Source organism: Rhodococcus sp. MEB032, from assembly GCF_030208925.1.
Taxonomy (GTDB): Bacteria; Actinomycetota; Actinomycetes; order Mycobacteriales; family Mycobacteriaceae; genus Rhodococcus_F; species Rhodococcus_F qingshengii.
The window spans coordinates 473,498-500,269 of sequence record NZ_JARVSY010000010.1 but is presented as its reverse complement, the minus strand read 5'-3'; the positions used below and the strand labels follow the sequence as shown (position 1 = coordinate 500,269).

Genomic DNA, 26,772 nt, shown 5'->3' with positions numbered 1-26,772 from the left:
GGATGGGCCAGCCCGTTCAGGACCATCGAGCCACGAAGCGCGAGCGATCGGGTGCGTCGATCCGGGAGTCAGTCGAGGGCGGTGGCGTCGGTTGTCGGCGTCTTGGTGCCGGGAGTCGCTTCGATGTCGAGAACGACCTGGCTGTCGGTGGCTTCTTCGGGGAAGACGTACCGACGCATGGCCCACCAGCGGAAGGCCGTCGCCAGCAGGGTCCCGATGATCGATCCGCTGATGAAGTCCGCGAAGTTTTCCATCAACACCGACACCTCGGGTTGACGCAGATGGAACACGTACCGGGAGGTCCAGAGTGGTACCTGGTTGATGGCCAAACCGATACCCGCGACGATGAAGAACAGAGCGGCCTCGTGATGGCGCTGTCGACCACCGCGCTGCGCAAACGACCATTCGCGGTTGAGGACGTAGGACAGAACCGTCGCGATCAGGACCGCAAGGATGTTGGCCGTCACCGGGTGCTGAGGCAGAACCGTCCACTTGATGCCGAAGAACAGCACCGTGGTGACGATGAAGGCGATGCCGCCGACCACCAGGAACTTGAGCATTTCTGCGTGCGGCAGGACGCGCACGAGAACCCGCTCAGGAAGCCTATTGACCATCTTTTCGACAAACGCCATTGTTCGAGGCTAACCCTGAATACGACCGAGGGCACAAATCGTCGATGCCCGTGTCGGCAAGATCATCAGAATCCGTACCCGAGAATTGCGGGCTTCTGCGCGTTGAAAGCGAAGTCGAAATTCACGATCTCCTGCGGATCGGACGCGTGGAGTCGGTGCGCCGCCGCGAAGGTCTTGGCCTGGTGCTCGCCCAGGTACAAGCTGCTCAGGACATCAGAGGGCATCGTGATCGCAGGCACCGCGTCAGTGGCCGTACAGGTGGCCTTGCCGCCCTTGACCTGAAGTGCGAAGGTTCCGCCGGCCTTCAGGAACGGATCTTCGACCTTGATGACTGTGTCCAGGTCAGCAGCATATTCACGAGCCTCGAGAGCCGCGGGAACGTCCATGATGCGCAGCCACAGTCGATCGGAGCGCGTCGTCGTCCGGGCAAGGCGGTAGTCCGTGAGCATCAGCCGGAGTGGATCGGCAGGATGCTGGCGTGTCTCGATCCGGGTGACGAGGTCGAGGCCGCAGATCGTGCGCCACAGCGCCGCGTGCGCATCTTCGGTGATCGTCACGAACTCGTCGATCCGGGCGATGCTGTCGCGGCCCTCGCTCGTGTGCCGGTAAGCGATGTATCCGTCCGCGTGTGTCAGAAAGAACAGTCCGGAGGCGCCGTCACGATCCTCGGACGGGTCGGCGAACATATGGTCCCAGAGCGGTTGCGGACGGACCTGCGCGCCGGGAGTCTGCAGTCGCCAGCGGTCGTAGATCTCGGGAAGAAGCGTCGAGGCAGCTTTGATGTCGACGATGGACACGCCACCATTGTCGGGCACCTCGGGGCGGAATCGCGCGAAGCGGCGATCGAGGGTGATGCCTTCGCTGAAGGTGGCCGGGCCGTATCCGAAGCGGTTGTAGATGCCGGCCTCGCTGGCCGTCAGGGCGGCAAGCGGTGCTCCGGTCGACTCGATGTGGGCATGAAGCGCAGTGAACATCGAGCGTAGGACGCCACGACGACGGTGAGTCGGGGCGACGGATACCCAGGTGATTCCGCGCGTGGGGAGTTGGCGTCCGCCGGGCACGGTGAATTCCATGTCGATTTCGATGGCCACGCCGACGGGTAGGTCACCGTCGACGGCAAGGATGATGTCCTCGGGCTTGTAGAGCGCCTTCGTCAGTTCGCTGACCGCGGGAGACGGGTGAAAACCGAACCCCACCGAGTCGAGTAGTTGGAGAGCCGGCCAGTCACTCTCGGTAGCGGTGCGGATGGTGATCTTGTTTTCGGGGCTCACGTATATCGACTCTGGCATAGATTGCGTGAAGACGCACATGAATATCGGGGCTGACGTTTCCGCACCGGCTCCCAGGGGTACCGCCCGACGGACCAGTCCTGCGGCACGGAGAAAACCGATACGGAGAAACACTGTGGCGATCACCGACATCAAGGAATATGCCCATCTGACCGAGGAAGACGTCGAGGCACTCGGGCGCGAGCTGGATGCCATTCGGCTCGACATCGAGGAGAAGCGCGGCGCGCACGACGCTCGATACATCCAGCGGACGATCGCGTTTCAACGCTCTCTGATGGTGGCCGGCCGCATCGTCTTGTTCGCCAGCAAGAAGAAGCCTGCCTGGATTCTGGGGACTGCGCTCCTGGGGGTCGGCAAGATCATCGAGAACATGGAACTCGGCCACAACATCATCCACGGCCAGTGGGACTGGATGAACGATCCCGAGATTCACTCGAGCAACTGGGAGTGGGACAACACCTGCCCGTCCTCGGGATGGAAGCACTCGCACAACTTCACCCATCACAAGTTCACCAACATCGTCGGACTGGACAACGACGTGGGCTACGGAATCATGCGCGTCACGCGCGATCAAAAGTGGCACGCCGACTACCTCTTTCAACCGATCACGAATTTTGTGCTCGCGACCCTCTTCGAGTGGGGAGTGGCACTGCATCACCTAGAAACGGACAAACTCCGCAAGGGTGAGGTGAAGTGGTCCGAGAAATCGGACATGGCCAAGGACGTCGGTAAGAAGATCGCGCGTCAGGTGGCGAAGGATTACATCCTGTTCCCCGCCCTGACCGGCCCCGCGTGGAAGACCACGTTGACGGCGAACGTCGTTGCGAACCTCATCCGAAACTACTGGAGTTACGCCGTCATCTTCTGCGGGCACTTTCCCGACGGTGCCGAGAAGTTCACGCTCGAGGAATTCGAGAACGAATCGCGCGCTCAGTGGTACCTACGACAGATGCTGGGCTCTGCCAACTTTCATGCCGGTCCCGTCATGGCCTTCATGAGCGGCAACCTCTGCTACCAGATCGAGCATCACTGCTTCCCGGATCTGCCGAGCAATCGGTACTCGGAAATCGCGGTGCCGCTGCGGGACCTGTGTGACAAGTACGACCTCCCGTACACGACCGGGCCGCTGTGGAAGCAGTACGGATTGACTCTGCGCACCATCTGGAAGTTGTCGCTGCCCAACAGGTTTCTCTCGGCTTCCCAGGACGACGCTCCGGAGACGCACTCGGAGTTGAAGTTCCGCATCCGAGGCGGAATCAAGGAAGTGTTCGGCGTCGATCCGCAGACGGGTAAGCGGCGCGGACTGCGAACAGCGATCGCGATGGTCTCGAGCTGATCAGTTACCGCTTGTGCGCCATTGAACGAACCACGAGATCGCCGGTCGACTGGATTGCCTGCACCAGCACGATCAAGATCACGACTGCGACGAACAGCACCGGTGTGTTGAATCGTTGGTAGCCGTACTTGATTGCGAAGTCGCCGAGTCCACCGGCGCCGATGGCACCTGCCATGGCCGAGAAACCGATCAGCATCACCGCCGTCAGGGTTGCTCCTGCTACCAATCCCGGTACGGATTCGGGCAGTAGCACCTTGGTGATGATGTCTTTGTCGGTGGCGCCCATGGACCGCGCTGCCTCGACGCGTCCGGAATCGACTTCACGCAAGGCGTTCTCGACGACGCGCGCAAAGAAGGGCACCGAACCGATGGTCAGCGGGACGATCGCTGCCGTGGCGCCGAGCGCTGTTCCGACGATCGCCCTCGTTGCCGGGATGAGGAGCACCAACAAGATGACGAACGGCAGCGAACGGCCGATGTTCACAACGGTGCCCAGAACCGAATTGAGGACGCGGTTGGGACGGATTCCGTCGGGCGCGCTCGCGTGCAACAGAACACCGAGAGCGATACCGATGATCACGGTGAGCACGAACGAGACACCGACCATGTAGAGCGTGTCGAGTAGGGCTTCCCATGCTTCGCCCAGGGAATCCTGCCAGGACGTCTTGTTCATGAGAACGTCACCTTCACTCCGCGCTGCGAAAGATGTTCTTCGACAGACTTTCTTGTCTCTTCGTTGCTGACGAGTCCCGTGTGTGAAGCGAACTCCACGCGAAGGCGACCGACCTGATGGGATCCGATGTCCTCGATACCGCCGGAGATCACGGTGACGTCGACGTCGAGATCTCGTGAGAGTTGGGAAATCACGGGTGAGGTGGACAGTGAATCGACAAAGGTGAGGAGCGCCGGAATTCCGGTCGTGGACGTTCGTACCGTTCCGGTCGGCAGTAGCGCCTCTCCGAGGGGTGAGTCCGGGTCTGCGACCAGTTCGGTGAGCGTTCCCTCGTCGACGATGCGGCCCTGATCGATCAGCGCAGCGCGATGGCAGATCCGTCGAACCACGTTGAGTTCGTGGGTGATCAGAACAATGGTCACACCGAGTCGTCGATTGAGATCGGCGAGCAGGTCGAGGATCGAATCGGTTGTGTCCGAGTCGAGGGCGCTCGTGGCCTCGTCGCACAGGAGGACGTCGGGTGAAGCCGCCAAGGCTCTCGCGATGCCGACGCGTTGTTTCTGGCCGCCGGACAGTTGCGAGGGGAAGGCGTCACGTCGGTCTTCCAAGCCCACCAACTCGATCAGCTCGTCGACGCGGGCACGTCGATCTGCCCGCGAGTATCCCGCCACTTCGAGGGGGAAGGCGATGTTGGCGGCGACCGAACGGGAATGCAGCAGGTTGAAATGCTGGAACACGACCCCGATCCGCTTGCGTGTGTCGCGCAGTTGCGCTGGACTCAGCGCGGTCAGATCGGTGTCGCCCAACAGAATTCGGCCACTGGTCGGGCGTTCGAGCAGATTGAGGCAGCGCAGCAAAGTCGACTTGCCGGCGCCGCTCTTGCCGATGATGCCGAAGATTTCGCCGTCTTCGATTTTCAGGGATACAGAATCGAGTGCATGCAGAACTTGTGTGCCGCTGCGGTATTCCTTGGAGACCGATTCGATCGAGAAGACCATGACGGGTCTCGATCAGGTAGCGCTGGCCGGAATGACCGAGCCCTGATAGGTCTGCTCGATGAACGTCGCGACGTCGGCGGACGTCAATGCCTCGGCCAACTTCTGTACTCGCGCATCGTTTTCGAGCGAGGTGCGTACGGTCAGGACATTGGCGTACGGGTTGCCCTCGGCCTTCTCGAGCACCAGGGCGTCCTTGGCCGGGTTGAGGCCACCTTCGATTGCGTAGTTGCCGTTGATGATTGCGAGATCGACATTTCCGTCGTCGAGCGTGCGCGGCAGCTGCGGGGGATCGACCTGGGTGAACGTGAGTCCCTTGGGGTTGTCGATGATGTTCTTCTCGCTGATCTGCGTGATGTCGGTGCCGGGGGCGCCCAACTGCTGATCGAGCTTGATCAAACCGGCCTGCTGCAGCAGGTACAGCCCACGGGCGAAGTTCGTCACGTTGTTGGACAAAGCGACCGTTGCGCCCTGGCGCAGGTCGGCCACGTTGGTGACCTTCTTGGAATATGCACCGAGGGGCTCGACGTGGACCTTCGCCACGGCGACCAGGTCGTCGACACCCTTTTCCTTCGACCACGATTCCTGGTACGGCACGTGCTGGAAGAAGTTGGCGTCGGTGTCTCCGGCTTCGAGCACCTCGTTGGCGTCGAGATCGCCGGTGATCTCGCTGACCTCGATCTTGGTGTCACCGAGCAGGCCCTTTTCTTCGACGAACTTCAGGATCTCGGCGTGCGGAACCGAAGAAGCGACGATGCGAAGAGGTGCGTTCTCGTCGGAGGAGTTGTCGCTCGAGCACGCGGCTACGGTTCCGACTGCGACGGCGGCCACTGCGAAGGCAGCGAGGAATCTTCTGGTGCGCGAGCGTGACATGTGAATCTCCAAGACATAGCCGAACGCACGCCGAGATGGCGTGACAGTTGCTGAACGCTAGCCCGGTAAACCTCCCGAGAGGAGATACAGAATCACCGCGATTTTTTCATGTACCTATTGTCCGAGCAGGATGACCGGAACATCCTCGGCAAAATCGACTACCAGTTCGCGACGCGAGAACAGCCAGGTGCCGTCGATCTTTTCGAAGCTGTCCTGGTAACGAATCTCGATCCGGTTGTCCCGGTGGCCCTCGCCCCGCGGATAGATGTGGTGAGCGGAGCAGTAAGCCTCACCGTGTGCGGTGGTGGGGCCGTCGAGGTCGAGGATCTGCTGCTCGACGATGTGCCGGGTCGAGTGCAGATGTGAGACGGCATCGACCACCGAACTGCTGACGACGGAGTTCCCACGTATCTCCGTCGGCGCACCCGTTCCGTTCAGTGCCGGCGGCAAGACGAATGCCACGTCGTCAGTGAAGAGAGCCGCAAGTGCAGTGGTGTTTCGGCGGTCGACGGCCTGTGCGTACCTGGCGGCCAAGTCGGTGAGAGCGACGCGATCCGAGGAGTCCATGCGCATATCTCACCCTATGTGACGCCGCTCATGTTTCGGCTTCCCGCTCATCGAGACACTCACAGCGCCCACCTGGGCATCTGGTTAGCGTCCAGGCCAAGAGTTGCCAGCCATGAATGCCATAGGAGAAACAGCGATGGATCTGAGGGAATCGCCCGAGCAGCAGGAGCTCCGCAAGGAGTTGCGCGCGTACTTCGCGGCGCTGCTGCCGGAAGAGAAGCGTCGCGCGGCCGGCGAGCAAGGTGTGGGCGGCGAGTACTTCCGCGAGATCGTGAAGTTGCTGGGCAAGGACGGTTGGCTCGGTATCGGCTGGCCCAAGGAATTCGGTGGACAGGGACGCTCCATCGAAGAGCAGTTCGTGTTCTTCGACGAGGTTCAGCGCGCAGGTCTGCCGTTTCCCTTCGTGACGGTCAATACCGTCGGACCGACGTTGATGAAGTACGGCACCGAAGAACAGAAGGAACGTTTCCTGCCCGGCATCCTGGCCGGCGACATCGTCTTCGCAATCGGGTACACCGAGCCCGAGGCCGGCACCGACCTCGCGTCACTCAAGACTCGTGCGGTTCTCGACGGTGACGAGTGGATCGTCGACGGCAACAAGATCTTCACCAGTGGCGCCAACACTGCCGACTACGTGTGGCTGGCCTGCCGCACCGAGGCGGATGCCCCCAAGCACAAGGGAATCTCGATCCTGATCGTCCCCACCGAGGATGCAGGCTTCGAGTGGTCACCGATCAACACCGTCGGCGGTTTGATGGTGACGTCCACGTACTACTCCGGCATTCGAGTTCCGTCGAAGGACGTTGTGGGCGAGGTCAACGGCGGCTGGCAGCTCATCACGGCTCAGCTCAACCACGAGCGAATCGGCCTGGCGGCCATCGGTGGTCGCACGTACGGTCTGTGGAACCTGGTCCTGGACTGGGCCAAGGAAAACGGCGCCATCGACATCCCGTGGGTGCAACAGGACTTCGCTCGCACACACGCCAAGCTCGAGGCCATGCGACTGCTGAACTGGAAGATGACGGCAGCCGTCGCACAGGACACGCTCTCCGGAGCCGACGCCGGTGCCACCAAGACGTACGGGACCGAGACTCACGTCGACGTCTACCGCACCCTGCTCGGAATTCTCGGCTCCGCCGGTCGCATCCGCCCCGAGTCTCCGGGCGCTCTGCTTGCCGGTCAGATCGAGCAGATCTCGCGTCAGGGTGTCGTGAACACCTTCGGCGGCGGCGTCAACGAAGTTCTGCGGGACATGGTCGGCACCATCGGCTTGGGACTCGTTCGCGAAAAGAGGGTCAAGTGAGCGGCATTTCGGCGCAACTCGACGCTTTTGTCGGCCAGACGCTTGTTCCCACCACCTGGGGGCCAGACGAGGTCAACATCCCCATGATCCGGCATTGGGCCGAGACCATGGGCGATACCAACCCCGTCTACCTCGACGACGACGCCGCCCGCGCCACCGGTCGTGACGGCGTCGTCGCTCCCGCTCAGATGCTTCAGGTCTGGATCATGCGGACCTTTACCGACAAGATGGCGGGCAACGACCCGTCGCAGGTGTGGACCGATCTGATCGCCACCCTCGACGCAGCCGGCTACAGCTCTGTCGTGGCCACCGATTCCGATCAGGAGTTCTTCGCCGAACTTCGCCCAGGCGATCGCGTTAACTACACCGAGGTCATCGAGTCGATTTCGCCGGAGAAGAAGACCGGCCTCGGTGTCGGACACTTCGTCACGACGCTCAAGACCTACCGCAACGGTGACGATCAGGTTGTCGGCACCCAGCGGTGGCGGACGCTGCGGTTCAAACCTCAGGAATCTGCTGCGCCCGAAGCTCCTCGTGCACTGCGTCCGCGTCCGGCTCTCAACGCGGACAACGCTTTCTGGTTCGAAGCAGCCAAGGAGCACCGTCTGGTGATCCAGCGCTGCACGTCCTGCAAGACGCTGCGTCATCCCACCGGCCCGATGTGCGGGGAGTGCCGGTCACTCGAGTGGGACACGATCAACGCGTCGGGTCGTGGCACGGTGTACAGCTTCGTGGTCAATCACCACCCCAAGATCGACGCGTTCGACTACCCGCTCATCGTTGCGGTAATCGAACTCGAAGAGGGAACCCGATTGATCGCCAACATGGTGGGTATCGCGCCCGAAGATGTCGTGGTCGACATGCCCGTGGAACTTGACTGGATCGACGCCGACCCGGATCTGACGCTTCCCGCGTTCCGGCCGGCCGTACGCGAGGAGCACTGATGGACTTCAATTTCAGCGAAGAGCAGGAAGCAATTCGCGCACTGGCCGACGAGGTCTTCACCAGCAAGGCAACGATCGAGCGCACCAAGGAGATCGAACTCTCCGCTGAGCGCGTCGACCGTGAACTGTGGCGTGAGCTCGCGAGCACCGGGTTGCTCGGTATCGCCCTGCCGGAGGAGTTCGGCGGCGGTGGCCTCGGCTTGTCCGAGCTGTACGCACTGCTCGAACAGCAGGGACGTCACGTTGCGGCCGTGCCGATCTGGGAAACGACCCTTGCAGCATTGGCTGTCAACGAATTCGGCTCTGATTCCCTTCGCGCCGAACTCCTTCCGGGAGTTGCCGACGGCAGTCGATTCCTGACCGTCGGTCTCGAAGAGTTCGGTCCGTACACTGGCGGCGACCCACTGACCACGGCTGAGCAGGACGCCGACGGCAATTGGACTCTGACGGGTGAGAAGGCAGTAGTGCCGATGACTCACGTCGCGAACCTTGCTCTCGTTTCGGCAACCGCTTCCACTGGTACGGCACTGCTGCTGGTCGACCTGAGTGCCGAGGGAGTGACGCTCGAACAGACGCAGTCCACCAGTTGGGAGATCTGTGCCAACGTCACCTTTGCCGGTGCCCCCGCGCAGCTGATCGGTGCGGCTGACGGCACCACGGTTCCGTGGCTGATCGACCGCGTTCAGCTGGCATTGGCCGCAATCCAATGGGGCGTCGGGTCGGGTGCAGTCGCGCAGGCCGTCACGTACCTGAACGGCCGCAAGCAGTTCGGCCGTCCGCTGGCGACCTTCCAGGCCGTCAATCATCAACTCGCTGACTGCTACATCGATCTCGAAGCGATGCGCGTGACACTGTGGCAGGCCGCCTGGCGCATCTCCGAGGGACTGGATCTCGGCACCTCGGTACTGGTCGCCAAGTGGTGGGCTACCGACGGCGGACAGCGCGTCGTGCATCGCACCACGCATGTTCACGGCGGCATGGGCGTCGACACCGACTACCCGGTTCACCGTCACCTGTTGTGGGGCAAGCAGATTGCTGCCACCCTCGGTGGTTCCAGCTCCGATCTGGCGCGTCTGGGTGCGCAGCTCGCATCCGGTGTGGAGGTGCTCGCATGACCGTACTTGCCGGTCGCAGTTACGCAGACGTCGTTGTCGGAGAGGCATTGCCCGAGTTGGCGATCCCGCTGACCCGCACGTTGATCGTCGCCACGGCAATCGCCACTCGCGATTTTCAGGACGTGCACCACGATCCGAGCCTGGCCCAGGAGCGTGGCTCGAAGGATGTCTTCATGAACATCCTCACGAGCAACGGTCTTGTCGGTCGATACGTCACGGACTGGGCCGGATCTGCATCGACCCTGCGCCGCATCGCCATTCGTCTCGGGGCGCCCAACTACCCGGGTGACACCATGACGATGACCGGTGAGGTCGTGTCCAAGGAAGACGGAGTGGTCGTGGTCAAGGTGCAGGGTGCAAACAGCCTCGGCAACCATGCATCCGGCACCGTCGCAGTCGCTTTCAAGGAAGAGGAGAGGCCCTGATGGCGATCAGCCCACTCTCGGGAGCCGCCGCCATCGTCGGCATCGGATCCACCGAGTTCTCCAAGAACTCCGGCCGCACCGAACTGCAGTTGGCGTGTGAGGCCATCGTCGCGGCACTCGCTGACGCCGGTATCGATCCGTCCGAGGTCGACGGTCTGTCCACCTACACGTCGGAGACGAACGGCGAAGCGATCGTGGCTCGCAACTGTGGTCTCGGCGAGCTGAAGTTCTTCTCGCGCATTCACTACGGTGGCGGCGCTGCGTGTGCCACCGTGCAGCAGGCGGCCATGGCAGTTGCGACGGGTGTTGCCGACGTCGTGGTTTGTTACCGCGCCTTCAACGAGCGCTCCGGTGTGCGCTACGGCCTAGGGCAGCACGATCGCCCCATGGACAGCACCGCGGATCGCGCGGCATATGCGTGGATGACTCCGCAGGGATTGTCGACTCCCGCTCAGTGGGTCGCCATGTTCGCCCGCCGCTACATGCACCAGTACGGTGCGACGAGTGAGGACTTCGGACGAGTTGCAGTGGTGGCGCGCAAGCATGCCGCCAACAACCCGGCTGCTTGGTTCTACGAGCGTCCGATCACGCTCGAGGACCATCAGAACTCGCGCTGGATCGCCGAGCCGCTGCACCTGCTCGACTGCTGCCAGGAAACCGACGGTGGCCAGGCATTGGTCATCGTCTCTGCCGAGCGCGCAAAGGATCTGGCCAACAAGCCCGTCGTCATCAAGGGCGCCGCTCAGGGCAGTAGCAAGGATCAGCACATGATGACCAGCTACTACCGGCCCGACATCTCCGGTATCCCGGAGATGGGCCTGGTTGCTCGTCAGTTGTACGGCCAGAGCGGCCTGACCCCTGACGACATCAACGCCGCGATTCTGTACGACCACTTCACTCCGTTGGTGCTTCCCCAGCTCGAAGAACTGGGCTTCTGCAAGCCAGGCGAAGCAAAGGACTTCATCCGCGAAGGCAACCTCGAGATCGGTGGACGCCTGCCGTCCAACACTCACGGTGGTCAGGTCGGCGAGGCGTACCTGCACGGTGTCAACGGAATTGCCGAAGGTGTGCGACTGGTGCGAGGCACGTCGACCAACCAGCCCGAGGGCGTCGAAAACGTATTGGTCACAGCCGGAACAGCAGTACCCACCAGCGGTCTCGTTCTCGGCGCTGTTTGAGAGAGGAAAAGACAGTGACAACTTCGGAAGCTGCGAAGACCGCCGGCGATTGGCGTGGAGCCGATCTCGGGACCCGCACCGTGTCGTACACCGAGCGCGACGCGATCCTGTACGCACTTGCCGTGGGCGCCAAGGCGACCGAGCTGGACCTCGTCTTCGAGGATCAGCTTCGGGTACTGCCGACCTTTGCTCTGACGCTGGCGCAGTGGGCTCCCGACGCTCTGGGTTCGGCGGGCGCCTTCGACACCTCGACGGCACTGCACGGCTCGCAAGAGCTGAAAGTGCTTGCTCCGCTTCCGCGTAGCGGTGACGTGACCTTGAAGGCTTCGGTCGGCGAGGTGTGGGACAAGGGCGCAGCGGCCGTGTTCGAAGTGAAGGTGGAGTGCGAATACTTCGTCGCGACCTGGTCACTTTTTGCCCCCGGTGCCGGTGGATTCGGCGGAGAACGTGGACCCTCACGTCCGGCGGAGCCGACCGGCGAGCCTTCGTTGACCGGTGTGTTGACCACAGCGGAGAACCAGACGGCGATGTACCGGCTCCTGGGCGACAAGCACCACATCCACATCGATCCCGAGGCTGCGGCGCGGATCAACCAGCCGCGTCCGATCATGCACGGCCTGTGCACGTTGGCCGCGAGCACGCTCGAGCTTGCCCGGGTCGCCGGAGTGCATCCGGCGGACCTCGTGAGCCTCGAGGGTCGATTCGCTGCGGCAATCCATCCGGGTGAAGCGCCGTCCATCGTTGCGTGGGGAACTCCCGACGACCTGGCCTTCCAGGTCACCAAGGGTGATCAGGTAGCGATTTCCGGTGCACGAGTGAGCTTCTCCGCTCGCTAGTCCCTCCAGACTCAACTGCGGGGTGCTTGACCCCTCGTCGCGCCCCGCAGTTGTTCACACGAAGAAGCAGCCCCCGAGCGAATCCGCTCAGGGGCTGCTTCGTATTTGTTTCAATCCTGGTGGGTCGCCATGTAGCGAGCCGGGTACTCACCGCCGCCGTGAACGGCGATGTCGGCGCCGTTCACGTACGAGGAGAGCGGGCTCGCCAGGAACAGGCAGGAGTTGGCGATATCGGCCGGCACGGCCATGCGCTCCATCGGAATGGTCCTGGTGACCGCAGCGCCGCCGTCGGCGCCGTAGACCTCGGCGGCAGCCTCGGTACGGATCAGGCCGGTGGTGATGTGGTTGATCCGGACCTTCGGCGCCCATTCGAGGGCCAATGCCTTGGTCAGAACGAGGAGGCCTGCCTTGGCTGCGCTGTACGCCGCGGTTCCGGGCTGCGGGTCGATCGCCGAGACACTGCCGATGTTGATGATGGCACCGCCGTCGTCCTGAGTCTGCATCACTGCATTTGCGGCCTGGGCAACGTTGAAGGGTGCCAACAGGTTCAGGGCCACGATCTTCTCGACGAAGCGGGGTGACACCGTCGCAGCGTCGGCGTCGGGGGAGCCGCCGGCGTTGTTGACCAGGACGTCCAGACGGCCGAAGCGCTCGACGGCATCCTGGACGAGGGCTGCGGCGTCGGCGGGATCGCGGACGTCAGTGGCGCGAAAGGCTGCGCTACGGCCGTCGGCGGTGGGTAGGTTTTCGGGCTCGTTACGGCCACAGACCAGCACGTTCGCACCCGCGGCGAGGAAGGTTTCGGCGATGACGTAGCCGATGCCTTTGGTGCCGCCGGTGACGATCACCGAGCGTCCGCTGAAATCGACGGGGTTGGGCAGTGTCACGGTGGAGCCTTCCTGGTGCGGTGCCGAGCTGAATTGCCGCCCAATGTGATTGACGCGACGTGGTCGCACACCTTAGGGTCAAGCAAGTGCTTGGTTGTTTTGTAGGTCGAGTGTAGACGACAAACAGCGGCAGTCACCAGAATCGACCGGTCCCTCCCGCAAAAGGGACCTCTGCGTCGACGGACATTGGAGTAGTCACATGGGCAAGCTCGAAGGCAAAGTCGCACTCATCACCGGTGCGGGTCAGGGAATCGGGCAGGGGATTGCCCTGGCCTTGGCCAAAGAGGGCGCCGTGATCGCCGTTGCCGGCCGCACCGAATCCAAGTTGCACACCACGTGCGGACTACTGGCTGACATCGGTGCGCGCGGTGAGGCGGTGGTCTGCGACGTCAGCAAGAAGGACGACATCACCGACGCCGTGGACCGTACCGTCGAACTGTTCGGCGGAATCGACATCCTGGTCAACAACGCCAACGACTGCAAGCCCGGCCCACTCTTGAGCGTGCTCGACGAAGACTTCGAGCGTTCCTTCGCGACGGGGCCGCTCGCCACCCTGCGCATGATGCAGGCGTCGTACCCCCACATGAACAGTCGTGGCGGTGGCGTCATCATCAACATGGTCACCTCGGCGGCGGTGCGCTGGGATGCCAGTAACTACGGCGCTTACGGTTCCATCAAAGAAGGCATGCGCTCGTTGACCCGCGCTGCCGCCTGCGAATGGGGCAAGGACAACATTCGCGTTCTCAATGTTGCCCCGCACGCCAAGACTCCCGCGTTGCAGTGGTGGATGGAAAAGAATCCCGAAGAGGCAGCGGCATTTGTCGCAGGTATTCCGCTGGGACGCGTCGGAGACCCCGAGACCGACATCGGTCGTGCCGTCGTCTTCCTCGTCAGCGAAGACGCCGGGTACCTCACGGGTGCCACGATCCCGCTCGACGGCGGCCAGTCGCGCTGGGGCTGACCGCCATCGACCCGATCAGGTCATCACGGCGCCGCCGTCGACGGCAATCGTCTGGCCGGTGACGTTGCGAGCCTTGTCACTGAGCAAGAAGGCGACCATCTCGGCGATGTCTCCGGGCGTCTGAGCTCGACCCATCGGAACCATCTGTGCGACAAAAATCGAAGACGTCAGCATCGGAAACATCTGTGAGCGAGGGATCGCGTCGACGCAGTTCCTTGATGGTTCGAAGCCACATGTCGGTGAGGATCAGGCCGGGCATGACCGTATTCGAGCGAAGTCCTCGAGTCGCACCGATCCGGGCGACGCTGTGACTCATCTCGATCACGGCGGCCTTCGATGGTCCGTAGTGCGCGAGCATGTCACCGCCCAAGCGGGCACCGATCGACGCGATGTTGACGATCGCTGCCGGACCCTCGGTTCTGCTCACGAATTCGCGGCACATCAGGAAGCTGCCCTTGGTGTTCACCGCAAAGGTGTTGTCCCACTGGTCTTCGGTGATCTCGAGGAACGGAGTGAAGACGCCGATTCCGGCGCCGTTGACGAGTGCAGTCGGGCTTCCGGCCGATGCAGCCACGTCGAAGGCGTTCTTGACGTCACCTTCACGTCGAACATCGCATCGTGCCGTGTGGACTGCTACGCCAAGGCTTTCCAGGCGTGCTGCGGTGTCGGCGAGTGCGGCCTCTTCGATGTCGAGGAGAAGCAGGGTGCCGAAGTCCTCCGCAAGGCGCTCGGCAATAGCGGCGCCCAACCCGGCAGCTGCGCCGGTGACAATGGCTACGGGCGCGCTCACGGCAGGTGCGTTTCGAGCAGTGGGGCAAGCAGTTCGGCTGCGCGCGCCGCAGTGATGACCTCGCTCGGGTCCACCTTGGTCACGACTTTCGAAGCAGAATCTTCGTAGACATGCTCACCGATGAGTCGCCCCTGCTCGTCGTACGGCCAGACAAATGCCAAGGTCCGACGCACGAGATACCAACCGTCGGGGTCGATGTCCGACGACTGTTCGGGGGCTGCGGGGGTGGATCCACCCGATTCGTGCACCGCGCCGAACACCCCGTCTCCCAGAATCGATCCTGGGACGAATTGACTGAAGAGAGTCTCACCCGAGAATCCGCTGTCGGAGACCGCGAAGTCGGACTGTCCGGTCCACATGACAAGGGTGTCCGTCTCGGCGAGTGACTGGTAGAAGTTGGTGACGGCGTCCATGCCGTCGAGGACAATCGACTGCCCGTCTTCGAACAACCGGTAGACGGGTTCTTCGACGGTCATGTCGGGCGAGAGGATTTCCTTGTAACGACCGGAGACCTCGAGCAATGCGTGGCGCCGGTAGTTTCGGAGGATCTTCTGGTGCCGCGGATTGTCGATGGTTTCCAATTGCTTTTCGACGCCATCCATCATGTGGACGAATTCGTGCTCGTACTTGCTCATCACATCTCCTGGTTTCGCGGATTCGGCGGGCTGTCCGGATCTGCGACAACTGTGACCTGACGTGGCATTCGCTGTACATGTAGAACTTCGTTCGACAATTGCCGGTTTGCTTAACTCCGCTGTTCAGATACCGTGATGGTCATCACTTTGCTGGCGAACGGCGGCCTAAGACAACCGAATGGACGGTAATGAAAAAGGCGAGAAGAGGTGAAGATCTGAATCTGCGGTTGGTGTCCTCGTTGCTCGTCGTCGTGGCGGAAGGGCACTTCGGACGAGCGGCAGACCGGTTGTTCGTCACGGCGCCTGCTCTCAGTCAGCAGATTCGTCGACTCGAGGAGCAGGTGGGAACCGAGTTGATCGATCGCAGTTCGCACCCGGTGGTGCTCACCGCCGCGGGTGAGGTGTTCGTCGCGGATGCACGGCCCGCTCTCGAGTTCGCCGTCCGCGCGATGAACGGGCTCGACGCACTCGAGCGTCGGCGGGCCAGGCGGTTGCGGATCGGATTCATCAACGGGGCGGCCGGAAGTTTGGGACGTGCGGTGATCGATTCGTTGCATGCGGAGGTGGAGCTGGTCCAATTGGACTGGTCCCAACAGGTTTCCGCGGTGGCGAGCGCGACCGTCGACGCGGCCTTCGTGCGACCGCCACTGCCGGTGCTCGACGGTGTGGTGCTCGAACGGATAGGCGTCGAACCGCGGGTGGTGGCTCTGCCTCGAGGGCACCAACTGGCGGGCCGTACGAGCATCGAGATTTCTGAAATAGATGGGACTGTGCAGGTTTCGAGTGACGGCGCACCACCCGAATGGGTGAAATGGTGGTCGGTGGACCCGCGCCCGAGTGGTGTACCCGTCCGGTACGGTCCCTCTGTCCGCACGATGGACGAAGCGCTCGAGGTTGTCGCCAACGGTCGGGCGGTGGTGATAACGGCAGCAACCATTGCCGAGTACTACACCCGCTCGGATATCAGTTTCGTGCGCATTTCCGATATCGAGCAGTGTTCGATCGATCTGTGTACCCGTGAGGGCGACAGCAGTCCGGCAGTGATCGAGCTACGCAAAGCTGTTTCAGCCCTCGGTGCCGACAGGTGATTGCCGTGTCCTGATGTGATGCGCATGTACTCGGATGAAATACGCATTCTTGCCGTTTTCGTTTTAGTCGCTTAGACTAAAACAATGAAAACGACGCACACTGCACTCGAAACGGTCGAGACGGCAAAGGTTTCGGCTGATGTGTTCGGGGGAGTCCCCAGTGATCTCGACTCCCGCCGCGCTGCAAAGCGTCGTTTTCATCGGCTCGCCTCAGCCATTCATCCGGACCGGGCGAAGCCCGAAGATCGGGTGCGATACTCGGCCGCAACATCTCGATTGAACGAGCTTTACCGCAGTTGGACAGTGGAGTTCGAGCCGGCAGATTCTCGACCCGTTTATGTCGGCGAGCGGGGCGAGTACATGTTGGGTGGACTGGTAGAGCGCGGCTCGGTCGCTAACCTGTACCGGTCCGATGCCGGTGTCGTACTCAAGATTCCGCGAAACCCTCGGGCGAACTCGATGATCGAGGCCGAACGGAATGTGCTGACGGACATCGAGAATTCGTGCGAAGCCGGTTGGGCAGTCTCGTACTTCCCGCGATTGATCGATCGAATCACCCATGTGGGCAGCGGCACGAGACGTCAGATCGATGTGCTGGACGATCTGACCGAAGGTTTTGTGAGTCTCGCCGACGTCCGTGAGGCGTATCCGGGTGGCCTCGATCCACGGGACTGGGCGTGGATGCACCGACGGCTACTTCGGGCTCTGGCAGCAGCGCATGCGACTGGTTGGGTGCACACCGCGACTACCGCGGAGAACGTGCTGATCGAGCCTGATCGGCACGGGGTGGTGCTGGTCGGCTGGTCCTTTGGCACCCGTACGGGCAGCCGCCCGGTGGCGACGATCGGTTCCGATCGTGATTCGTACCCACCGGAACTCGGCGAAGGAGCGTCTCCGGCCTGGGACGTCTACATGGCTCATCATTTGATGCTCCGAATGCTGGGCGAGCAGACCCACGAACGGATGAAGGTGTTTGCCGACGGCTGCATGCAGGACAACCCGAGATTGCGTCCCGACGCGGTCGACCTACTGGGTGAGTTCGACGAACTCCTCGATCTTCTCTATGGCCAGCGGACATTTCGTCCGTTCGCCGTTCCATCCACGAAAGGACAGTGATTGTCATGGGCTACGGATACTGGGACGACAACACCTATTTGGCGGGCAAGACTTTTCGTGCCGCACGCGGTGTCGACGATTTCGGTTACACCGATTCGCTTCGGTCGCGTCCGCGAAGCAGTTGGAAAGCGGACCCGACCCTCGACCCCTTCGGCGTCGACAAGCGTGAATGCCGGGACTCGGCCGGGCACCCCGATTCTCTCCCGATAGCAGTGCTCTTCGATGTCACCGGCTCGATGGGCGCTGTTCCTCGAATCATGCAGGACAAGCTCGGAAAGCTGCACGGGCTGCTGCAACGCAAGGGATACGCGGATGATCCGCAGATTCTGTTCGGTGGTATCGGCGACGCCGATTCCGATCAGGTGCCACTACAAGTCGGCCAGTTCGAGTCGGGTAACGCGATGGACGAGCAGCTTCGGACCATCTTCCTCGAGGGCAACGGTGGTGGACAGAAGTCGGAAAGCTATGAATTGGCAGCATATTTCATGGCGCGCCACACCAGTACGGATGCCTGGGAGAAGCGCGGAAGGAAAGGCTACCTCTTCATCATCGGCGACGAGCTGAACAAGCCGCGACTCTCGGCTCGTCACATCCGTTCGGTGATCGGCGACAAGGTACGTCAGGACGTATCGGTCTCGTCGATCTACCGTGAACTCGAAGAAAGATGGAATGTTTACTTCGTTCTGCCAGATCAGTCGTCGTACTTCAACGATCCGGAAATCGCGGATCACTGGAAGAAGTTGCTCGGTGAACGCTTCGTCAAACTCGACGACCCCGCTGCGGTGTGCGAACTGATCGCGCTGACGGTCGGAATCGGCGAGGACCGCATCGACCTGCGTGACGGACTGGCGGATCTCTGCGACATCGGTTCAACAGCTGAAGCCGAGACCGTCGGCAAGGCTCTCGCTCTAATTCCAGGGCGCAGCACCGCGACGGTGGCCGGGTTGCCCCACGATCTCGGAACCGATACGGACGATGTTGATTTCGCATAGAAGGAGAGCATGATGGAGCCGTTCGAAGACCGCGATATCGTCGTCGTAGACCTCGGGTTCGGAGATGCGGGGAAGGGAGCAACCGTCGATTGGCTTTGCTCCGACCAAGCCGATTTGGGTGTGGCCGCAGTGGTCCGCTTCAACGGTGGGGCACAGGCAGCGCACAACGTGACGGTCGGCGAGCGCCACCACACGTTTTCGCAGTTCGGTTCGGGAACGCTGTCCGGCGTCCCGACGTTTCTCTCGAGATTCGTGTTGGTCGAGCCCATCGCGCTCGCCCGGGAGGCGCGTGCTCTGGAAGCGCTCGGAGTTCGAAATCCGTTCGATTTGATACGGATCGACGCGCGCGCATTGTTGACGACGCCGATTCACGTGGCCGCCAACAGGGCCCGTGAGGATGCTCGCGGCGGTAACCGACACGGCTCGTGTGGCAAGGGGATCGGTGAGACCGCGGCGTACGCGCTCGAAGTTGCGAATGCGCCTACGGTGGGAGACTGCCGGCGACCTGACTCCTTGCGTCGTAAGTTGTCGGCGTTGGTCACATTCTACGGACCGTTGATCGCGGAGAGTCGCCACGGTTTTCCGCCGATCGACGACATGGTCGACATGTACGCGGAATTCGGTGCCGTCGTGGACATCGCCGACCCGGATGCGCTGGGCGCGTTGGGTGCCGGTGGTCGTCTGGTATTCGAGGGGGCACAAGGTGTCCTTCTCGACGAGTGGCGGGGGTTTCACCCACACACCACGTGGTCGACGGTCGAGCCGTCCAACGCGCGAGCAATGATCGACGAGTTGGGCCGGGACAGTTACGTACTCGGCGTCACCCGCACCTACATGACACGACACGGAGCTGGGCCCTTCCCGACGGAGGATCCGGAGTTGGCGAAGGTGTTGCCCGAGCTGCACAACGGGACGGGTGAGTATCAAGGCGGATTCCGGACGGGCCACTTCGACGAGTTGTTGTTGCACTACGCAATCGAGGTGAGCGGTGGCGTCGACGGTTTGGCGCTTACTCATCTCGATGCGATGGATCGCGCGCGGGCTGCAGGCATCCCGATCCACGGGGTGCACGCGTACGAAGGATTGCCGTTCGTTCCCGTCGGAGAGTGGAAGGATCTCGATCACCAGCAGGCGCTGACAGATTCCCTGAAAGCCGTAGGGATCGTGCCGAAGGAACTTCCGGCCGACCCGGAGGATTTCGCCCGGTATCTGAGCGAGGAAATGGGTGCGCCGGTAGTGCTGACCGCGAACGGTGCCGACCGGGTCGATCGTCAGATGCGATGCCCAGTGCCTGCATGATGGACGGTGTGGACCAGTCACTTGTCTCGATCGATGTCATCGCGCTCCGGTTCGGCAATCCGGAACCCGGGATGTTGCGATTTGCCGTCACTCCGCGGCAAGCGGAGCCGTACACCGGGCAGTTGGCGCTGCCCGGTGTACTGCTGGGCGCCGGTGAGCGGTTGCAGGACGCCGCCAGGCGAGCCGTGACCACCAAGCTCGGAATTCCCGACGAGAAGATCCTCGTCAGCGGTCAATTGACCGTGTTCGACGAACCCAATCGCGACCCCCGCGGTCCGACGCTCTCGGTGACCATGTGGGCAGTGATCTCGTCGGACGAGGTGCCGGGTTCGGCCGAATGGGTGAGCTGGGACAACCCGGGGGACCTTGCGTTCGACCACAATCGGATAGTCGCCGATACCCGCCCGATCCTTGCTGACACCCTGTTGTGGCGAGATCAGGCATTCACGCGGGCATTACTGGGTCCGTCGTTTCCGGCGTCGTACGCGCTGGCCGTGGCGGAGGAGCTTTCCGGTGTGCGTCCGGACCCGGGCAATTTGAACCGGACGCTCAAAGCGTTGCCAGGGCTGGAACGTACGGACGAACGAGTCCGGGTCAGTGCCACCGGGCGACCCGCGGTGGTCTGGGCGTGGACCGAAAACAGCTGACCTACCTCAGAAGTTGCCCCGCGCGGCCTGCTCACGCTCGATCGCTTCGAACAGGGCTTTGAAGTTTCCCAGTCCGAATCCCAGTGAGCCGTGGCGTTCGATGATCTCGAAGAACACGGTGGGACGATCTCCGATCGGCTTGGTGAAGATCTGAAGAAGATAGCCGTCCTCGTCGCGGTCGACGAGGATGCCTCGCTTCTGCAATTCCTCGATCGGAACTCGAACCTCTCCGATACGCGCGCGCAATTCGGGATCCTCGTAATACGAAGCAGGAGTAGAGAGAAATTCGATTCCTTCGTCGACCAGAGCATCGACTGCTCCGAGGATGTCGTTGGTCGCAAGTGCGAGATGCTGAGCGCCGGGACCTTGGTAGAACTCGAGGTACTCGTCGATCTGTGACCGCTTCTTCGCGATGGCAGGTTCGTTGAGTGGGAACTTGACTCGGTGATTGCCGCTCGAGACGACCTTGCTCATCAGCGCGGAGTAGTCGGTGGCTATGTCGCCGCCCACGAACTCGGCCATGTTGGTGAATCCCATGACCCGGTTGTAGAAGTCGACCCACTGGTCCATCTTGCCGAGTTCGACATTGCCGACGACGTGGTCGAGGGCCTGGAAGATTCGCTTGGGCGCGCCGTCACGCTTGCGGTACGACGACGTCCGTTCGACGTATCCGGGAAGGTAAGGGCCGGTGTAGCGGGAACGGTCGACGAGGGTGTGCCGAGTCTCGCCGTACGTCGCGATGCTGGCCAGGCGAACGGTGCCGTGCTCGTCGGTGACGTCGTGCGGTTCGCTCAACACTGTCGCGCCTTGGGTGATGGCGTGTGCGATGCACTTGTCCACGTCGGGGACGCTGAGCGCGATGTCGCGGATACCGTCGCCGTGACGGCTGTGATGTTCGATCAGCGGACTTGCCGGATCCACAGCGCCCTTGACGACAAACCGCACGGCCCCGCTTTTGAGTACAAACGCGTGGTGGTCGCGGTTTCCCGTCGACGGGCCTGAATAGGCCACCAATTCCATGCCGAATGCGGACTGGAAGAAATGTGAAGTCTGCGTGGCATTTCCGACGATCCATTCGAGGCCGTCCCAACCGCTCACGGGGAAGGGATCGTGATCGCTGTCGTACTCGACCAAGCCGACCAACTGGCGCAATTGCTCCAGATCCAGGCCGGCCAGCTGTTCGTCGTCGGTGAGAGTCTGTTCGACGGTCATGGTGAGTCCCCTCTGAGTGCGATGTACACAGCGCGGTGCTCGAGTTATGTTCGGCACTGCCAGTACTAACAGATAAGTCCTTCAGAGGTTGGGTAGTCAACGGAGGTAGTTGAAAGTAGACACAGCGCCGGAATGCGAAGATGGCGGCACTGTTTTGTAGGCAATTTGCATAGTTGAACGACGAGTGGAGCGGACGTGAATCTCGACGCAGTGGATCTGGCTCTGTTGGACGCGATGAACAAGCACCCGAGAGCCGGTGCGTTGGAGCTTTCGCGTCAGGTCAAGGTTGCGCGGGCGACAGTGCAGGCGAGATTGAAAAGGATGGAAGATGCGGGCGTCATCGCCGGATACGCGCCGCACATCAATTTGGCTGCAGCGGGTTTCGGAGTACAGGCATTCGTGACTTTGCAGATCGCCCAGGGGGCGCTCGACACCGTCACCGCGGAACTCGAGGCAATCCCCGGTGTGCTCGAAGCCTTTGCCACCACCGGCTCCGGCGACGTGCTGTGCCGGATTGCCGCTGCGTCGCACGAGGATTTGCAAGCGACGCTGCTCGAACTGAATCGGTCGGGGATAGCCACCCGGTCGACCAGCGTCATGGTTCTCTCGGTTGTGGTGCCGCTCCGGTCGATGCCCCTTCTACAGACTCTGCAGTCGGAGCAGACGACCAAGGCCCCGGCGTACCGACGAGGCGGTCAGTCTCGCTGACGACCCGGAGCCCAGAATCCCAGAACGATCGCGGATACCCACATGATCGCAGCGAGCGTGAGTGCTCCTTGATCCATGCCTTTGATGAAGGCTTCACGGGCGAATTCGGCCAACTGGGCACCCTGCGGCCCGGCTGCTTCGGCGACGTGGAGAGCGGCGGCCAGAGAACCGGATACCGGCTCCTTGGCCGGTTCGGGTAGCAAGTCGACCGCGGGCTGGACGTGATTTCCGTAGCCGGCGGCGAGGATACTTCCCGCCAGTGCAACGCCGATGGCGGAGCCGATCTCACGGGTTGCGTCGTTGACTGCTGAGGCAACCCCCTGTTTGGAGTCCGGTGCGTTGGAGACGATGGCAGCAGTGGCGGGGGTTGTCGACAAACCCAATCCAATGGCGGCCACTACCAAGGGAACACAGACTTCGGCATAGGTCGAACTGGCATCCAAGCGCGTCAGGAGTGCAATTCCGGTTCCGAGGAAGGCGACACCGGTTGCGGTGAGGGCGCGAAGGCCGATACGCGGAATCAGTAGGGGCGCAACCACGGACAGGGCCATCACCGGCACGGCGATCGGCATGAGGGCGAGCGCCGATTGCAGGGGGGAGTAGTCGAGCACCAGTTGGAGATACTGCACGATCAGGAAGAACAAGCCGAAAGTCGCCAGGAATTGCAGGGTCAGTGACGCTGCGCCGCTGCCGAATGCACGATTGGCAAACAGTCTGACGTCCAGAAGTGGGTGGCGAGTGCGTAATTCGACCCAGCTGAAGATTGCTGTCATGGCAATTCCGCCGACCAGCAACGCGAGAACTACCGGATCGAGCCAACCACGGGCCGGCGCCTCGATCATCCCCAGGACGAACAGTCCGATCGAGCCGGCGATCAGCGCTGTACCAGGTAGATCGAGTGGAGTTGCCTCCGTGTCCTTCGACGTCACGATCGTGAACGACACCACGAGGATGAGGACCGAGACGACGGCCAGGCTGACGAAAATCGAATGCCAGGACCATTTTTCGAGGAGTAGCCCGGAGACGACGAGTCCGGCGATTGCACCGGACCCTGCGACGCCGGACCAGACTCCGACGGCGCGGGCACGCTGCGCCGGCGGGAAACCTGCAGTGAGTAGAGACAGCGTCGCCGGCATGACAAATGCGGCGCCGACGCCGGATATCACGCGGGAGACGATGACCCACGACGGTTCGTCCGCGAAGACCGGAATCGACGAGCCGGCAGCAAAAACGAGTAGTCCGAACATGAGCAGTTCTCGTCGACCGTATCGATCGCCGAGTGCGCCCGCCGGCAACAAGAGACAAGCCAGCGTGAGCGTGTACCCGTCCACGATCCACGTGAGCTGGCTCTGTGTTGCACCGGTATCGCGGGCCAAGTCGGGAAGGGCCGTGTTGAGAGCGGCCATCGCTGCGACGACCAGCGCGACGGCGCAGCACGCGACCGTCAGCATCCAGATCTGTCGGATGGTCCACGTGGACTGTTCGAGCGTCGTATCGCTACTCACGAAACCTCCCGATAGAAACAAGACCATCAGTATCGTTACAAGAACAGCAGTTCCACAACCCCCAAGTGGGTATAACTGAAGTTGTGACGGTGGGAATCGACAAGCAGGGAATCGAACAGCAGGGAAACGACGAGGACCCGCGCAAACAGCGTTCCAGGTCCAGGTTGCTCGACGCAGCGACCACGCTGCTGGCAGAAGGCGGCGTCGACGCCGTGACGATCGATGCCGTCACCAAGTTGGCCAACGTCGCGCGTGCGACGCTGTACCGCCATTTCGACAGCGGCACGGAGTTACTCGCCGCGGCATTTGCACGTCTACTGCCGCCGGTGCCGGAGATGTCCGGTGAAGGCGATCTCCGCGCGCAGTTGCTCGAGTTGTTGACCAGTCAGGCCAAGGCCATCGAAAGCGCACCGATCCAGGTGACGGCGATGTGCTGGCTCGGCTTGGGGCCGGAACTGAAGGGTTATTCGAGCGTCGATGCCCTGTCCACGGACAAGCCCGAATTGCGATCGCTGCGCCAGACGGTTTTCGAGCAGTACCGACACGCGTTCGATCGGATCCTGCGCTCGCCGGACGCGATCGACGCGTTGGGGGAGTACGACTACGACGTCGCACTTGCTCAGTTGGTCGGACCTTTGGTGCTCACCAAGCTGGCCACGCTGACGCCTCTCGGGGAGGCTGCGTGTGAGCAGATCGTGGACGACTTTCTGGCTGCACGCGGAGTGTCGAGCTGAGAGCTCACGGCTCCAGATTGCGGCGTAGCACGTACTGCTCGAGCCTGTCGATGCCGCGCACTCGTCGCGGACGTAGGTGCCGCAGTTTGAAATTGGCGTCCGAGCCGAGTTGGGTGGCCAACTCGGAGTCGATCAGCACGGTGCCGGGACGAGCAGAGCTGGTGAGACGCGCGGCCTTGTTGACCACCGAACCGTAGAGATCTCCGAAGCGAACCAACGTCGGCCCCATGGCCAGACCCACCCGAAGCTGCGGATCGTCGTGATCGGCGAGGACCGCCTGCTGGATCTGCAAAGCGATCTCGGCGGCGTGGTGGGGACTTTCAGCGGCGAACATGACCTCGTCACCGACGGTCTTGACCACCCAGCCGTAGTTGCGACCGATGATTTCGGTGGACGCGGACTCGAACCGCTCGAGCAGATCGTTGAGTTCGGCGGAGTCGAGGCCGCGGGTCAGCGAGGTGTACCCGACGATGTCGGCGAAACCCACGACCAGAACACGACTCGCTACTTCTTCGCCCGGGTTTCCGACGTTGCGGCCCGTCGACGACGCGACGTGGCGCTTCCACACGTACGTCTGCAGAGATTCGACAGCGGGAATGATCTCGGCGCCGAGGCGCAGAACGATCTTCCGGATCGCTTCGGGCTCGTGATCTGCCGAGTCGGCGAGCTGGTCGACGATGTGTGTGCTGATCAGCGAGACCTGCCACTCAGCCAACCTCGACATCGACTGCCCCAGTGAACGGGCGGCAGCCACCTCACTGCTCTGCGAGATGACTCCTCGATTGACCATGTCGATGATCGTCTTGAGGGCGTTGGCGTCTTGCTGGGTGAACATGACGGCGTCGGGATCCTCGTCGACGGCAAAGCCCATCGCGACCCACAAACGATCGGCACGCTCGCGTGTCACACCGGCGAATTCCGCGATCTGCGATTGCGTGAAGCAGCGCGGTCCGCCGAGGAGGGACTCCTCGATGTCGGCTTGAATCCGGCTGAGCAGATGAGCATCGACGTCGACCGGATCAGCGGTGTGAGGTTCGGCAACGTGAGATTCAGCAGGGGCGGGTTCGGTGACCTCGTTGATCCACTCTGACTCCGAACTGCTCACCGTGCTCCTTATTGCCGCAACGAATTTCTGTCCACCATCTTCCACGCGGTGCCCCGAGAACAGTACTGAATTGGCCGAACCGTCTACGGATCCTCGGGCTCAGGCGGGCGGTGAGAGTCAACACGTCGGTGGCTTGTGCAAGAGTTGCCCCGAGAAAAGCACTGTCGATACCGAAATGCACGAGATACTTCTGAAAGGACCTGCGCATGCCACCCCGTAGACGTTCCGGCGCTGCCGCATCAACGCCGGATCACCTCACTGCGGACAATCTGGCAGCGCTCGCCACGGCTGTCGCCGAAGGCAAGCGCGCCACCGTCTATCTGCGCGAGGCGACTCCCAGCTTGGGGATCGAAGCCGGTACCTCGGCGAAAGTCGTGTCGGTGGACGGCAACACCGTGATGATCCGCCCCAAAGGCGTCAACGACGAATTGCCTTTCGAGGCAGAGGAATTGCGCATCAACCGCGTCTCCGCGGCATCGGCCAAACCGGCGCCACGGCCCAAACCAGTTGTGGAGTCCGAGCCCCTGATGGAGCCACTCGTAGAGCCTGTTCGACCGAAGCCGCGTGCGCAGCCTGCACCCGCTCCGGTACCGACTACCACTGCTGCCCCTGCCGCGACACCTCGTCCGGCCGTCAAGCGTGCGAAGAAACTGCCGGCCGGCATCAGCGTCACGATCCATGCGGGCGCGGACAACGACTGGAGCGTGACGGTCACACAGGGCGCCAAGCGTCCGGGCAAAGCAGTTCCGGTCGCACCCGATGCGGTCGAGCGAGCTGTCCGCGAGTTGGGTGAGCCCACCGCAATCGAGGCTGTCGAGTCCATCATCGTCGCTGCACGGGACATGGCTGCAGCGCGAGTCGACGAGTTGAGTCGTCAGCTCGAGGAGGCACGCAAGATGCTCGAAGCGCTCGGAGCTACCGACTAGA

Annotated in this window: 29 protein-coding genes; 16 read left to right on the top strand and 13 right to left on the bottom strand. The window is 62.2% G+C overall.

Going from position 1 to position 26,772, the window contains the following annotated elements; all coding sequences use genetic code 11:
* Window positions 1-68: 68 nt before the first annotated feature.
* Both QRN54_RS12620 and QRN54_RS12615 read right to left on the bottom strand, forming a co-directional pair.
* The gene (locus tag QRN54_RS12620; protein ID WP_003939753.1) at window positions 69-632 is read right to left on the bottom strand and encodes a GtrA family protein; all 564 of its coding nucleotides are present in this window, start codon (window positions 630-632) and stop codon (window positions 69-71) included.
* 65 nt (window positions 633-697) lie between these two features.
* On the bottom strand, window positions 698-1,903 hold the full coding sequence (locus QRN54_RS12615; protein ID WP_372025156.1) for an enhanced intracellular survival protein Eis: 1,206 nt from the start codon (window positions 1,901-1,903) through the stop codon (window positions 698-700).
* Between the two features lie 133 nt (window positions 1,904-2,036).
* Between QRN54_RS12615 and QRN54_RS12610 the strand changes: the two genes are divergently transcribed.
* Complete coding sequence (locus tag QRN54_RS12610) at window positions 2,037-3,257, top strand: fatty acid desaturase family protein (protein WP_021331991.1); 1,221 nt, start codon at window positions 2,037-2,039, stop codon at window positions 3,255-3,257.
* 4 nt (window positions 3,258-3,261) lie between these two features.
* On the opposite strand, the gene QRN54_RS12605 is transcribed toward QRN54_RS12610, so the two are convergent.
* The 4 genes from QRN54_RS12605 to QRN54_RS12590 form a co-directional block, all read right to left on the bottom strand.
* A complete protein-coding gene (locus QRN54_RS12605; protein WP_007732650.1) occupies window positions 3,262-3,930 on the bottom strand; it encodes a methionine ABC transporter permease in 669 nt (222 codons plus the stop codon).
* A complete protein-coding gene (locus QRN54_RS12600; RefSeq protein WP_007732648.1) occupies window positions 3,927-4,928 on the bottom strand; it encodes a methionine ABC transporter ATP-binding protein in 1,002 nt (333 codons plus the stop codon). The genes QRN54_RS12605 and QRN54_RS12600 overlap by 4 nt, the downstream gene beginning before the upstream one ends.
* Window positions 4,929-4,940: 12 nt before the next feature.
* Window positions 4,941-5,798, bottom strand: coding sequence for a MetQ/NlpA family ABC transporter substrate-binding protein (locus QRN54_RS12595; RefSeq protein WP_003940478.1), 858 nt, complete (start codon window positions 5,796-5,798; stop codon window positions 4,941-4,943).
* A gap of 114 nt (window positions 5,799-5,912) precedes the next feature.
* Window positions 5,913-6,371: a nuclear transport factor 2 family protein gene (locus QRN54_RS12590; protein WP_030537000.1), complete on the bottom strand. Its 459-nt coding sequence runs from the start codon at window positions 6,369-6,371 to the stop codon at window positions 5,913-5,915.
* Between the two features lie 130 nt (window positions 6,372-6,501).
* Here QRN54_RS12590 and QRN54_RS12585 point away from each other — a divergent pair, with 130 nt between their 5' ends.
* From QRN54_RS12585 to QRN54_RS12560, 6 genes are read left to right on the top strand one after another with little or no spacing between them, the layout of a single operon-like run.
* The gene (locus QRN54_RS12585; RefSeq protein ID WP_285182093.1) at window positions 6,502-7,668 is read left to right on the top strand and encodes an acyl-CoA dehydrogenase family protein; all 1,167 of its coding nucleotides are present in this window, start codon (window positions 6,502-6,504) and stop codon (window positions 7,666-7,668) included.
* Window positions 7,665-8,612: a bifunctional MaoC family dehydratase N-terminal/OB-fold nucleic acid binding domain-containing protein gene (locus QRN54_RS12580; RefSeq protein ID WP_285182092.1), complete on the top strand. Its 948-nt coding sequence runs from the start codon at window positions 7,665-7,667 to the stop codon at window positions 8,610-8,612. Before QRN54_RS12585 ends, QRN54_RS12580 begins: the two co-directional genes overlap by 4 nt.
* Window positions 8,612-9,727: an acyl-CoA dehydrogenase family protein gene (locus QRN54_RS12575; RefSeq protein WP_030537002.1), complete on the top strand. Its 1,116-nt coding sequence runs from the start codon at window positions 8,612-8,614 to the stop codon at window positions 9,725-9,727. Before QRN54_RS12580 ends, QRN54_RS12575 begins: the two co-directional genes overlap by 1 nt.
* Window positions 9,724-10,152, top strand: a complete 429-nt coding sequence (locus tag QRN54_RS12570) for a MaoC family dehydratase (RefSeq protein ID WP_003940399.1) — start codon at window positions 9,724-9,726, stop codon at window positions 10,150-10,152. Before QRN54_RS12575 ends, QRN54_RS12570 begins: the two co-directional genes overlap by 4 nt.
* Complete coding sequence (locus QRN54_RS12565; protein ID WP_003940050.1) at window positions 10,152-11,330, top strand: lipid-transfer protein; 1,179 nt, start codon at window positions 10,152-10,154, stop codon at window positions 11,328-11,330. Before QRN54_RS12570 ends, QRN54_RS12565 begins: the two co-directional genes overlap by 1 nt.
* A gap of 14 nt (window positions 11,331-11,344) precedes the next feature.
* The gene (locus tag QRN54_RS12560) at window positions 11,345-12,166 is read left to right on the top strand and encodes a MaoC/PaaZ C-terminal domain-containing protein (protein WP_003940443.1); all 822 of its coding nucleotides are present in this window, start codon (window positions 11,345-11,347) and stop codon (window positions 12,164-12,166) included.
* A 110-nt stretch (window positions 12,167-12,276) separates the two neighbouring features.
* On the opposite strand, the gene QRN54_RS12555 is transcribed toward QRN54_RS12560, so the two are convergent.
* A complete protein-coding gene (locus tag QRN54_RS12555) occupies window positions 12,277-13,053 on the bottom strand; it encodes an SDR family oxidoreductase (RefSeq protein WP_003940546.1) in 777 nt (258 codons plus the stop codon).
* Window positions 13,054-13,252: 199 nt separating this feature from the next.
* On the opposite strand from QRN54_RS12555, the gene QRN54_RS12550 reads away from it, so the two are divergent.
* Window positions 13,253-14,014, top strand: coding sequence for an SDR family NAD(P)-dependent oxidoreductase (locus QRN54_RS12550; RefSeq protein ID WP_081558427.1), 762 nt, complete (start codon window positions 13,253-13,255; stop codon window positions 14,012-14,014).
* A gap of 15 nt (window positions 14,015-14,029) precedes the next feature.
* Here QRN54_RS12550 and QRN54_RS12545 read toward each other — a convergent pair whose 3' ends face one another.
* From QRN54_RS12545 to QRN54_RS12535, 3 genes are read right to left on the bottom strand one after another with little or no spacing between them, the layout of a single operon-like run.
* The gene (locus QRN54_RS12545) at window positions 14,030-14,113 is read right to left on the bottom strand and encodes an SDR family oxidoreductase (protein WP_285182237.1); all 84 of its coding nucleotides are present in this window, start codon (window positions 14,111-14,113) and stop codon (window positions 14,030-14,032) included.
* Window positions 14,091-14,804 (bottom strand): SDR family NAD(P)-dependent oxidoreductase, encoded by a 714-nt coding sequence (locus tag QRN54_RS12540; RefSeq protein WP_285182091.1) that lies wholly within the window; start codon window positions 14,802-14,804, stop codon window positions 14,091-14,093. Before QRN54_RS12540 ends, QRN54_RS12545 begins: the two co-directional genes overlap by 23 nt.
* Window positions 14,801-15,439: a hypothetical protein gene (locus QRN54_RS12535; RefSeq protein ID WP_007732640.1), complete on the bottom strand. Its 639-nt coding sequence runs from the start codon at window positions 15,437-15,439 to the stop codon at window positions 14,801-14,803. The genes QRN54_RS12540 and QRN54_RS12535 overlap by 4 nt, the downstream gene beginning before the upstream one ends.
* A 188-nt stretch (window positions 15,440-15,627) precedes the next feature.
* Here QRN54_RS12535 and QRN54_RS12530 point away from each other — a divergent pair, with 188 nt between their 5' ends.
* The 5 genes from QRN54_RS12530 (at window position 15,628) to QRN54_RS12510 (ending at window position 20,581) form a co-directional block, all read left to right on the top strand.
* Window positions 15,628-16,527, top strand: coding sequence for a LysR family transcriptional regulator (locus tag QRN54_RS12530; RefSeq protein ID WP_285182090.1), 900 nt, complete (start codon window positions 15,628-15,630; stop codon window positions 16,525-16,527).
* A gap of 84 nt (window positions 16,528-16,611) precedes the next feature.
* Window positions 16,612-17,643, top strand: coding sequence for a hypothetical protein (locus QRN54_RS12525; protein ID WP_285182089.1), 1,032 nt, complete (start codon window positions 16,612-16,614; stop codon window positions 17,641-17,643).
* A 5-nt stretch (window positions 17,644-17,648) separates the two neighbouring features.
* Window positions 17,649-18,635 (top strand): hypothetical protein, encoded by a 987-nt coding sequence (locus tag QRN54_RS12520; RefSeq protein WP_193594938.1) that lies wholly within the window; start codon window positions 17,649-17,651, stop codon window positions 18,633-18,635.
* Between the two features lie 9 nt (window positions 18,636-18,644).
* Window positions 18,645-19,934 (top strand): adenylosuccinate synthetase, encoded by a 1,290-nt coding sequence (locus QRN54_RS12515; protein WP_390890689.1) that lies wholly within the window; start codon window positions 18,645-18,647, stop codon window positions 19,932-19,934.
* Complete coding sequence (locus QRN54_RS12510) at window positions 19,931-20,581, top strand: NUDIX hydrolase (protein WP_020909123.1); 651 nt, start codon at window positions 19,931-19,933, stop codon at window positions 20,579-20,581. The genes QRN54_RS12515 and QRN54_RS12510 overlap by 4 nt, the downstream gene beginning before the upstream one ends.
* Window positions 20,582-20,587: 6 nt before the next feature.
* On the opposite strand, the gene hppD is transcribed toward QRN54_RS12510, so the two are convergent.
* A complete protein-coding gene (gene hppD / locus QRN54_RS12505) occupies window positions 20,588-21,793 on the bottom strand; it encodes a 4-hydroxyphenylpyruvate dioxygenase (RefSeq protein ID WP_007732631.1) in 1,206 nt (401 codons plus the stop codon).
* Between the two features lie 195 nt (window positions 21,794-21,988).
* Here hppD and QRN54_RS12500 point away from each other — a divergent pair, with 195 nt between their 5' ends.
* Entirely contained in the window at window positions 21,989-22,501 is a 513-nt protein-coding gene (locus tag QRN54_RS12500; protein WP_003939810.1) for an Lrp/AsnC family transcriptional regulator, read from the top strand.
* Here QRN54_RS12500 and QRN54_RS12495 read toward each other — a convergent pair.
* Window positions 22,489-24,033 carry an MFS transporter gene (locus tag QRN54_RS12495; RefSeq protein ID WP_058037678.1) on the bottom strand — a complete coding sequence of 515 codons (1,545 nt, stop codon included), beginning with the start codon at window positions 24,031-24,033 and terminating at the stop codon, window positions 22,489-22,491. The genes QRN54_RS12500 and QRN54_RS12495 overlap by 13 nt on opposite strands.
* Before the next feature lie 56 nt (window positions 24,034-24,089).
* Here QRN54_RS12495 and QRN54_RS12490 point away from each other — a divergent pair, with 56 nt between their 5' ends.
* On the top strand, window positions 24,090-24,740 hold the full coding sequence (locus tag QRN54_RS12490; RefSeq protein WP_030537009.1) for a TetR/AcrR family transcriptional regulator: 651 nt from the start codon (window positions 24,090-24,092) through the stop codon (window positions 24,738-24,740).
* 4 nt (window positions 24,741-24,744) lie between these two features.
* On the opposite strand, the gene QRN54_RS12485 is transcribed toward QRN54_RS12490, so the two are convergent.
* A complete protein-coding gene (locus QRN54_RS12485) occupies window positions 24,745-25,845 on the bottom strand; it encodes an adenylate/guanylate cyclase domain-containing protein (protein WP_502944047.1) in 1,101 nt (366 codons plus the stop codon).
* Window positions 25,846-26,051: 206 nt separating this feature from the next.
* Here QRN54_RS12485 and QRN54_RS12480 point away from each other — a divergent pair, with 206 nt between their 5' ends.
* Window positions 26,052-26,771 (top strand): DUF6319 family protein, encoded by a 720-nt coding sequence (locus tag QRN54_RS12480; RefSeq protein ID WP_285182087.1) that lies wholly within the window; start codon window positions 26,052-26,054, stop codon window positions 26,769-26,771.
* Window position 26,772: the final 1 nt, after the last annotated feature.

Bases quoted from the DNA above. Each gene is read 5' to 3' on its own strand.
- QRN54_RS12620 (WP_003939753.1), bottom strand. From the start codon at position 632: ATGGCGTTTGTCGAAAAGATGGTCAATAGGCTTCCTGAGCGGGTTCTC.
- QRN54_RS12605 (WP_007732650.1), bottom strand. From the start codon at position 3,930: ATGAACAAGACGTCCTGGCAGGATTCCCTGGGCGAAGCATGGGAAGCC.
- QRN54_RS12600 (WP_007732648.1), bottom strand. From the start codon at position 4,928: ATGGTCTTCTCGATCGAATCGGTCTCCAAGGAATACCGCAGCGGCACA.
- QRN54_RS12595 (WP_003940478.1), bottom strand. From the start codon at position 5,798: ATGTCACGCTCGCGCACCAGAAGATTCCTCGCTGCCTTCGCAGTGGCC.
- QRN54_RS12590 (WP_030537000.1), bottom strand. From the start codon at position 6,371: ATGCGCATGGACTCCTCGGATCGCGTCGCTCTCACCGACTTGGCCGCC.
- QRN54_RS12585 (WP_285182093.1), top strand. From the start codon at position 6,502: ATGGATCTGAGGGAATCGCCCGAGCAGCAGGAGCTCCGCAAGGAGTTG.
- QRN54_RS12575 (WP_030537002.1), top strand. From the start codon at position 8,612: ATGGACTTCAATTTCAGCGAAGAGCAGGAAGCAATTCGCGCACTGGCC.
- QRN54_RS12570 (WP_003940399.1), top strand. From the start codon at position 9,724: ATGACCGTACTTGCCGGTCGCAGTTACGCAGACGTCGTTGTCGGAGAG.
- QRN54_RS12565 (WP_003940050.1), top strand. From the start codon at position 10,152: ATGGCGATCAGCCCACTCTCGGGAGCCGCCGCCATCGTCGGCATCGGA.
- QRN54_RS12550 (WP_081558427.1), top strand. From the start codon at position 13,253: ATGGGCAAGCTCGAAGGCAAAGTCGCACTCATCACCGGTGCGGGTCAG.
- QRN54_RS12545 (WP_285182237.1), bottom strand. From the start codon at position 14,113: ATGGTCGCCTTCTTGCTCAGTGACAAGGCTCGCAACGTCACCGGCCAG.
- QRN54_RS12535 (WP_007732640.1), bottom strand. From the start codon at position 15,439: ATGAGCAAGTACGAGCACGAATTCGTCCACATGATGGATGGCGTCGAA.
- QRN54_RS12530 (WP_285182090.1), top strand. From the start codon at position 15,628: ATGAAAAAGGCGAGAAGAGGTGAAGATCTGAATCTGCGGTTGGTGTCC.
- QRN54_RS12525 (WP_285182089.1), top strand. From the start codon at position 16,612: ATGAAAACGACGCACACTGCACTCGAAACGGTCGAGACGGCAAAGGTT.
- QRN54_RS12520 (WP_193594938.1), top strand. From the start codon at position 17,649: ATGGGCTACGGATACTGGGACGACAACACCTATTTGGCGGGCAAGACT.
- QRN54_RS12515 (WP_390890689.1), top strand. From the start codon at position 18,645: ATGATGGAGCCGTTCGAAGACCGCGATATCGTCGTCGTAGACCTCGGG.
- QRN54_RS12510 (WP_020909123.1), top strand. From the start codon at position 19,931: ATGATGGACGGTGTGGACCAGTCACTTGTCTCGATCGATGTCATCGCG.
- hppD (WP_007732631.1), bottom strand. From the start codon at position 21,793: ATGACCGTCGAACAGACTCTCACCGACGACGAACAGCTGGCCGGCCTG.
- QRN54_RS12495 (WP_058037678.1), bottom strand. From the start codon at position 24,033: ATGGTCTTGTTTCTATCGGGAGGTTTCGTGAGTAGCGATACGACGCTC.
- QRN54_RS12480 (WP_285182087.1), top strand. From the start codon at position 26,052: ATGCCACCCCGTAGACGTTCCGGCGCTGCCGCATCAACGCCGGATCAC.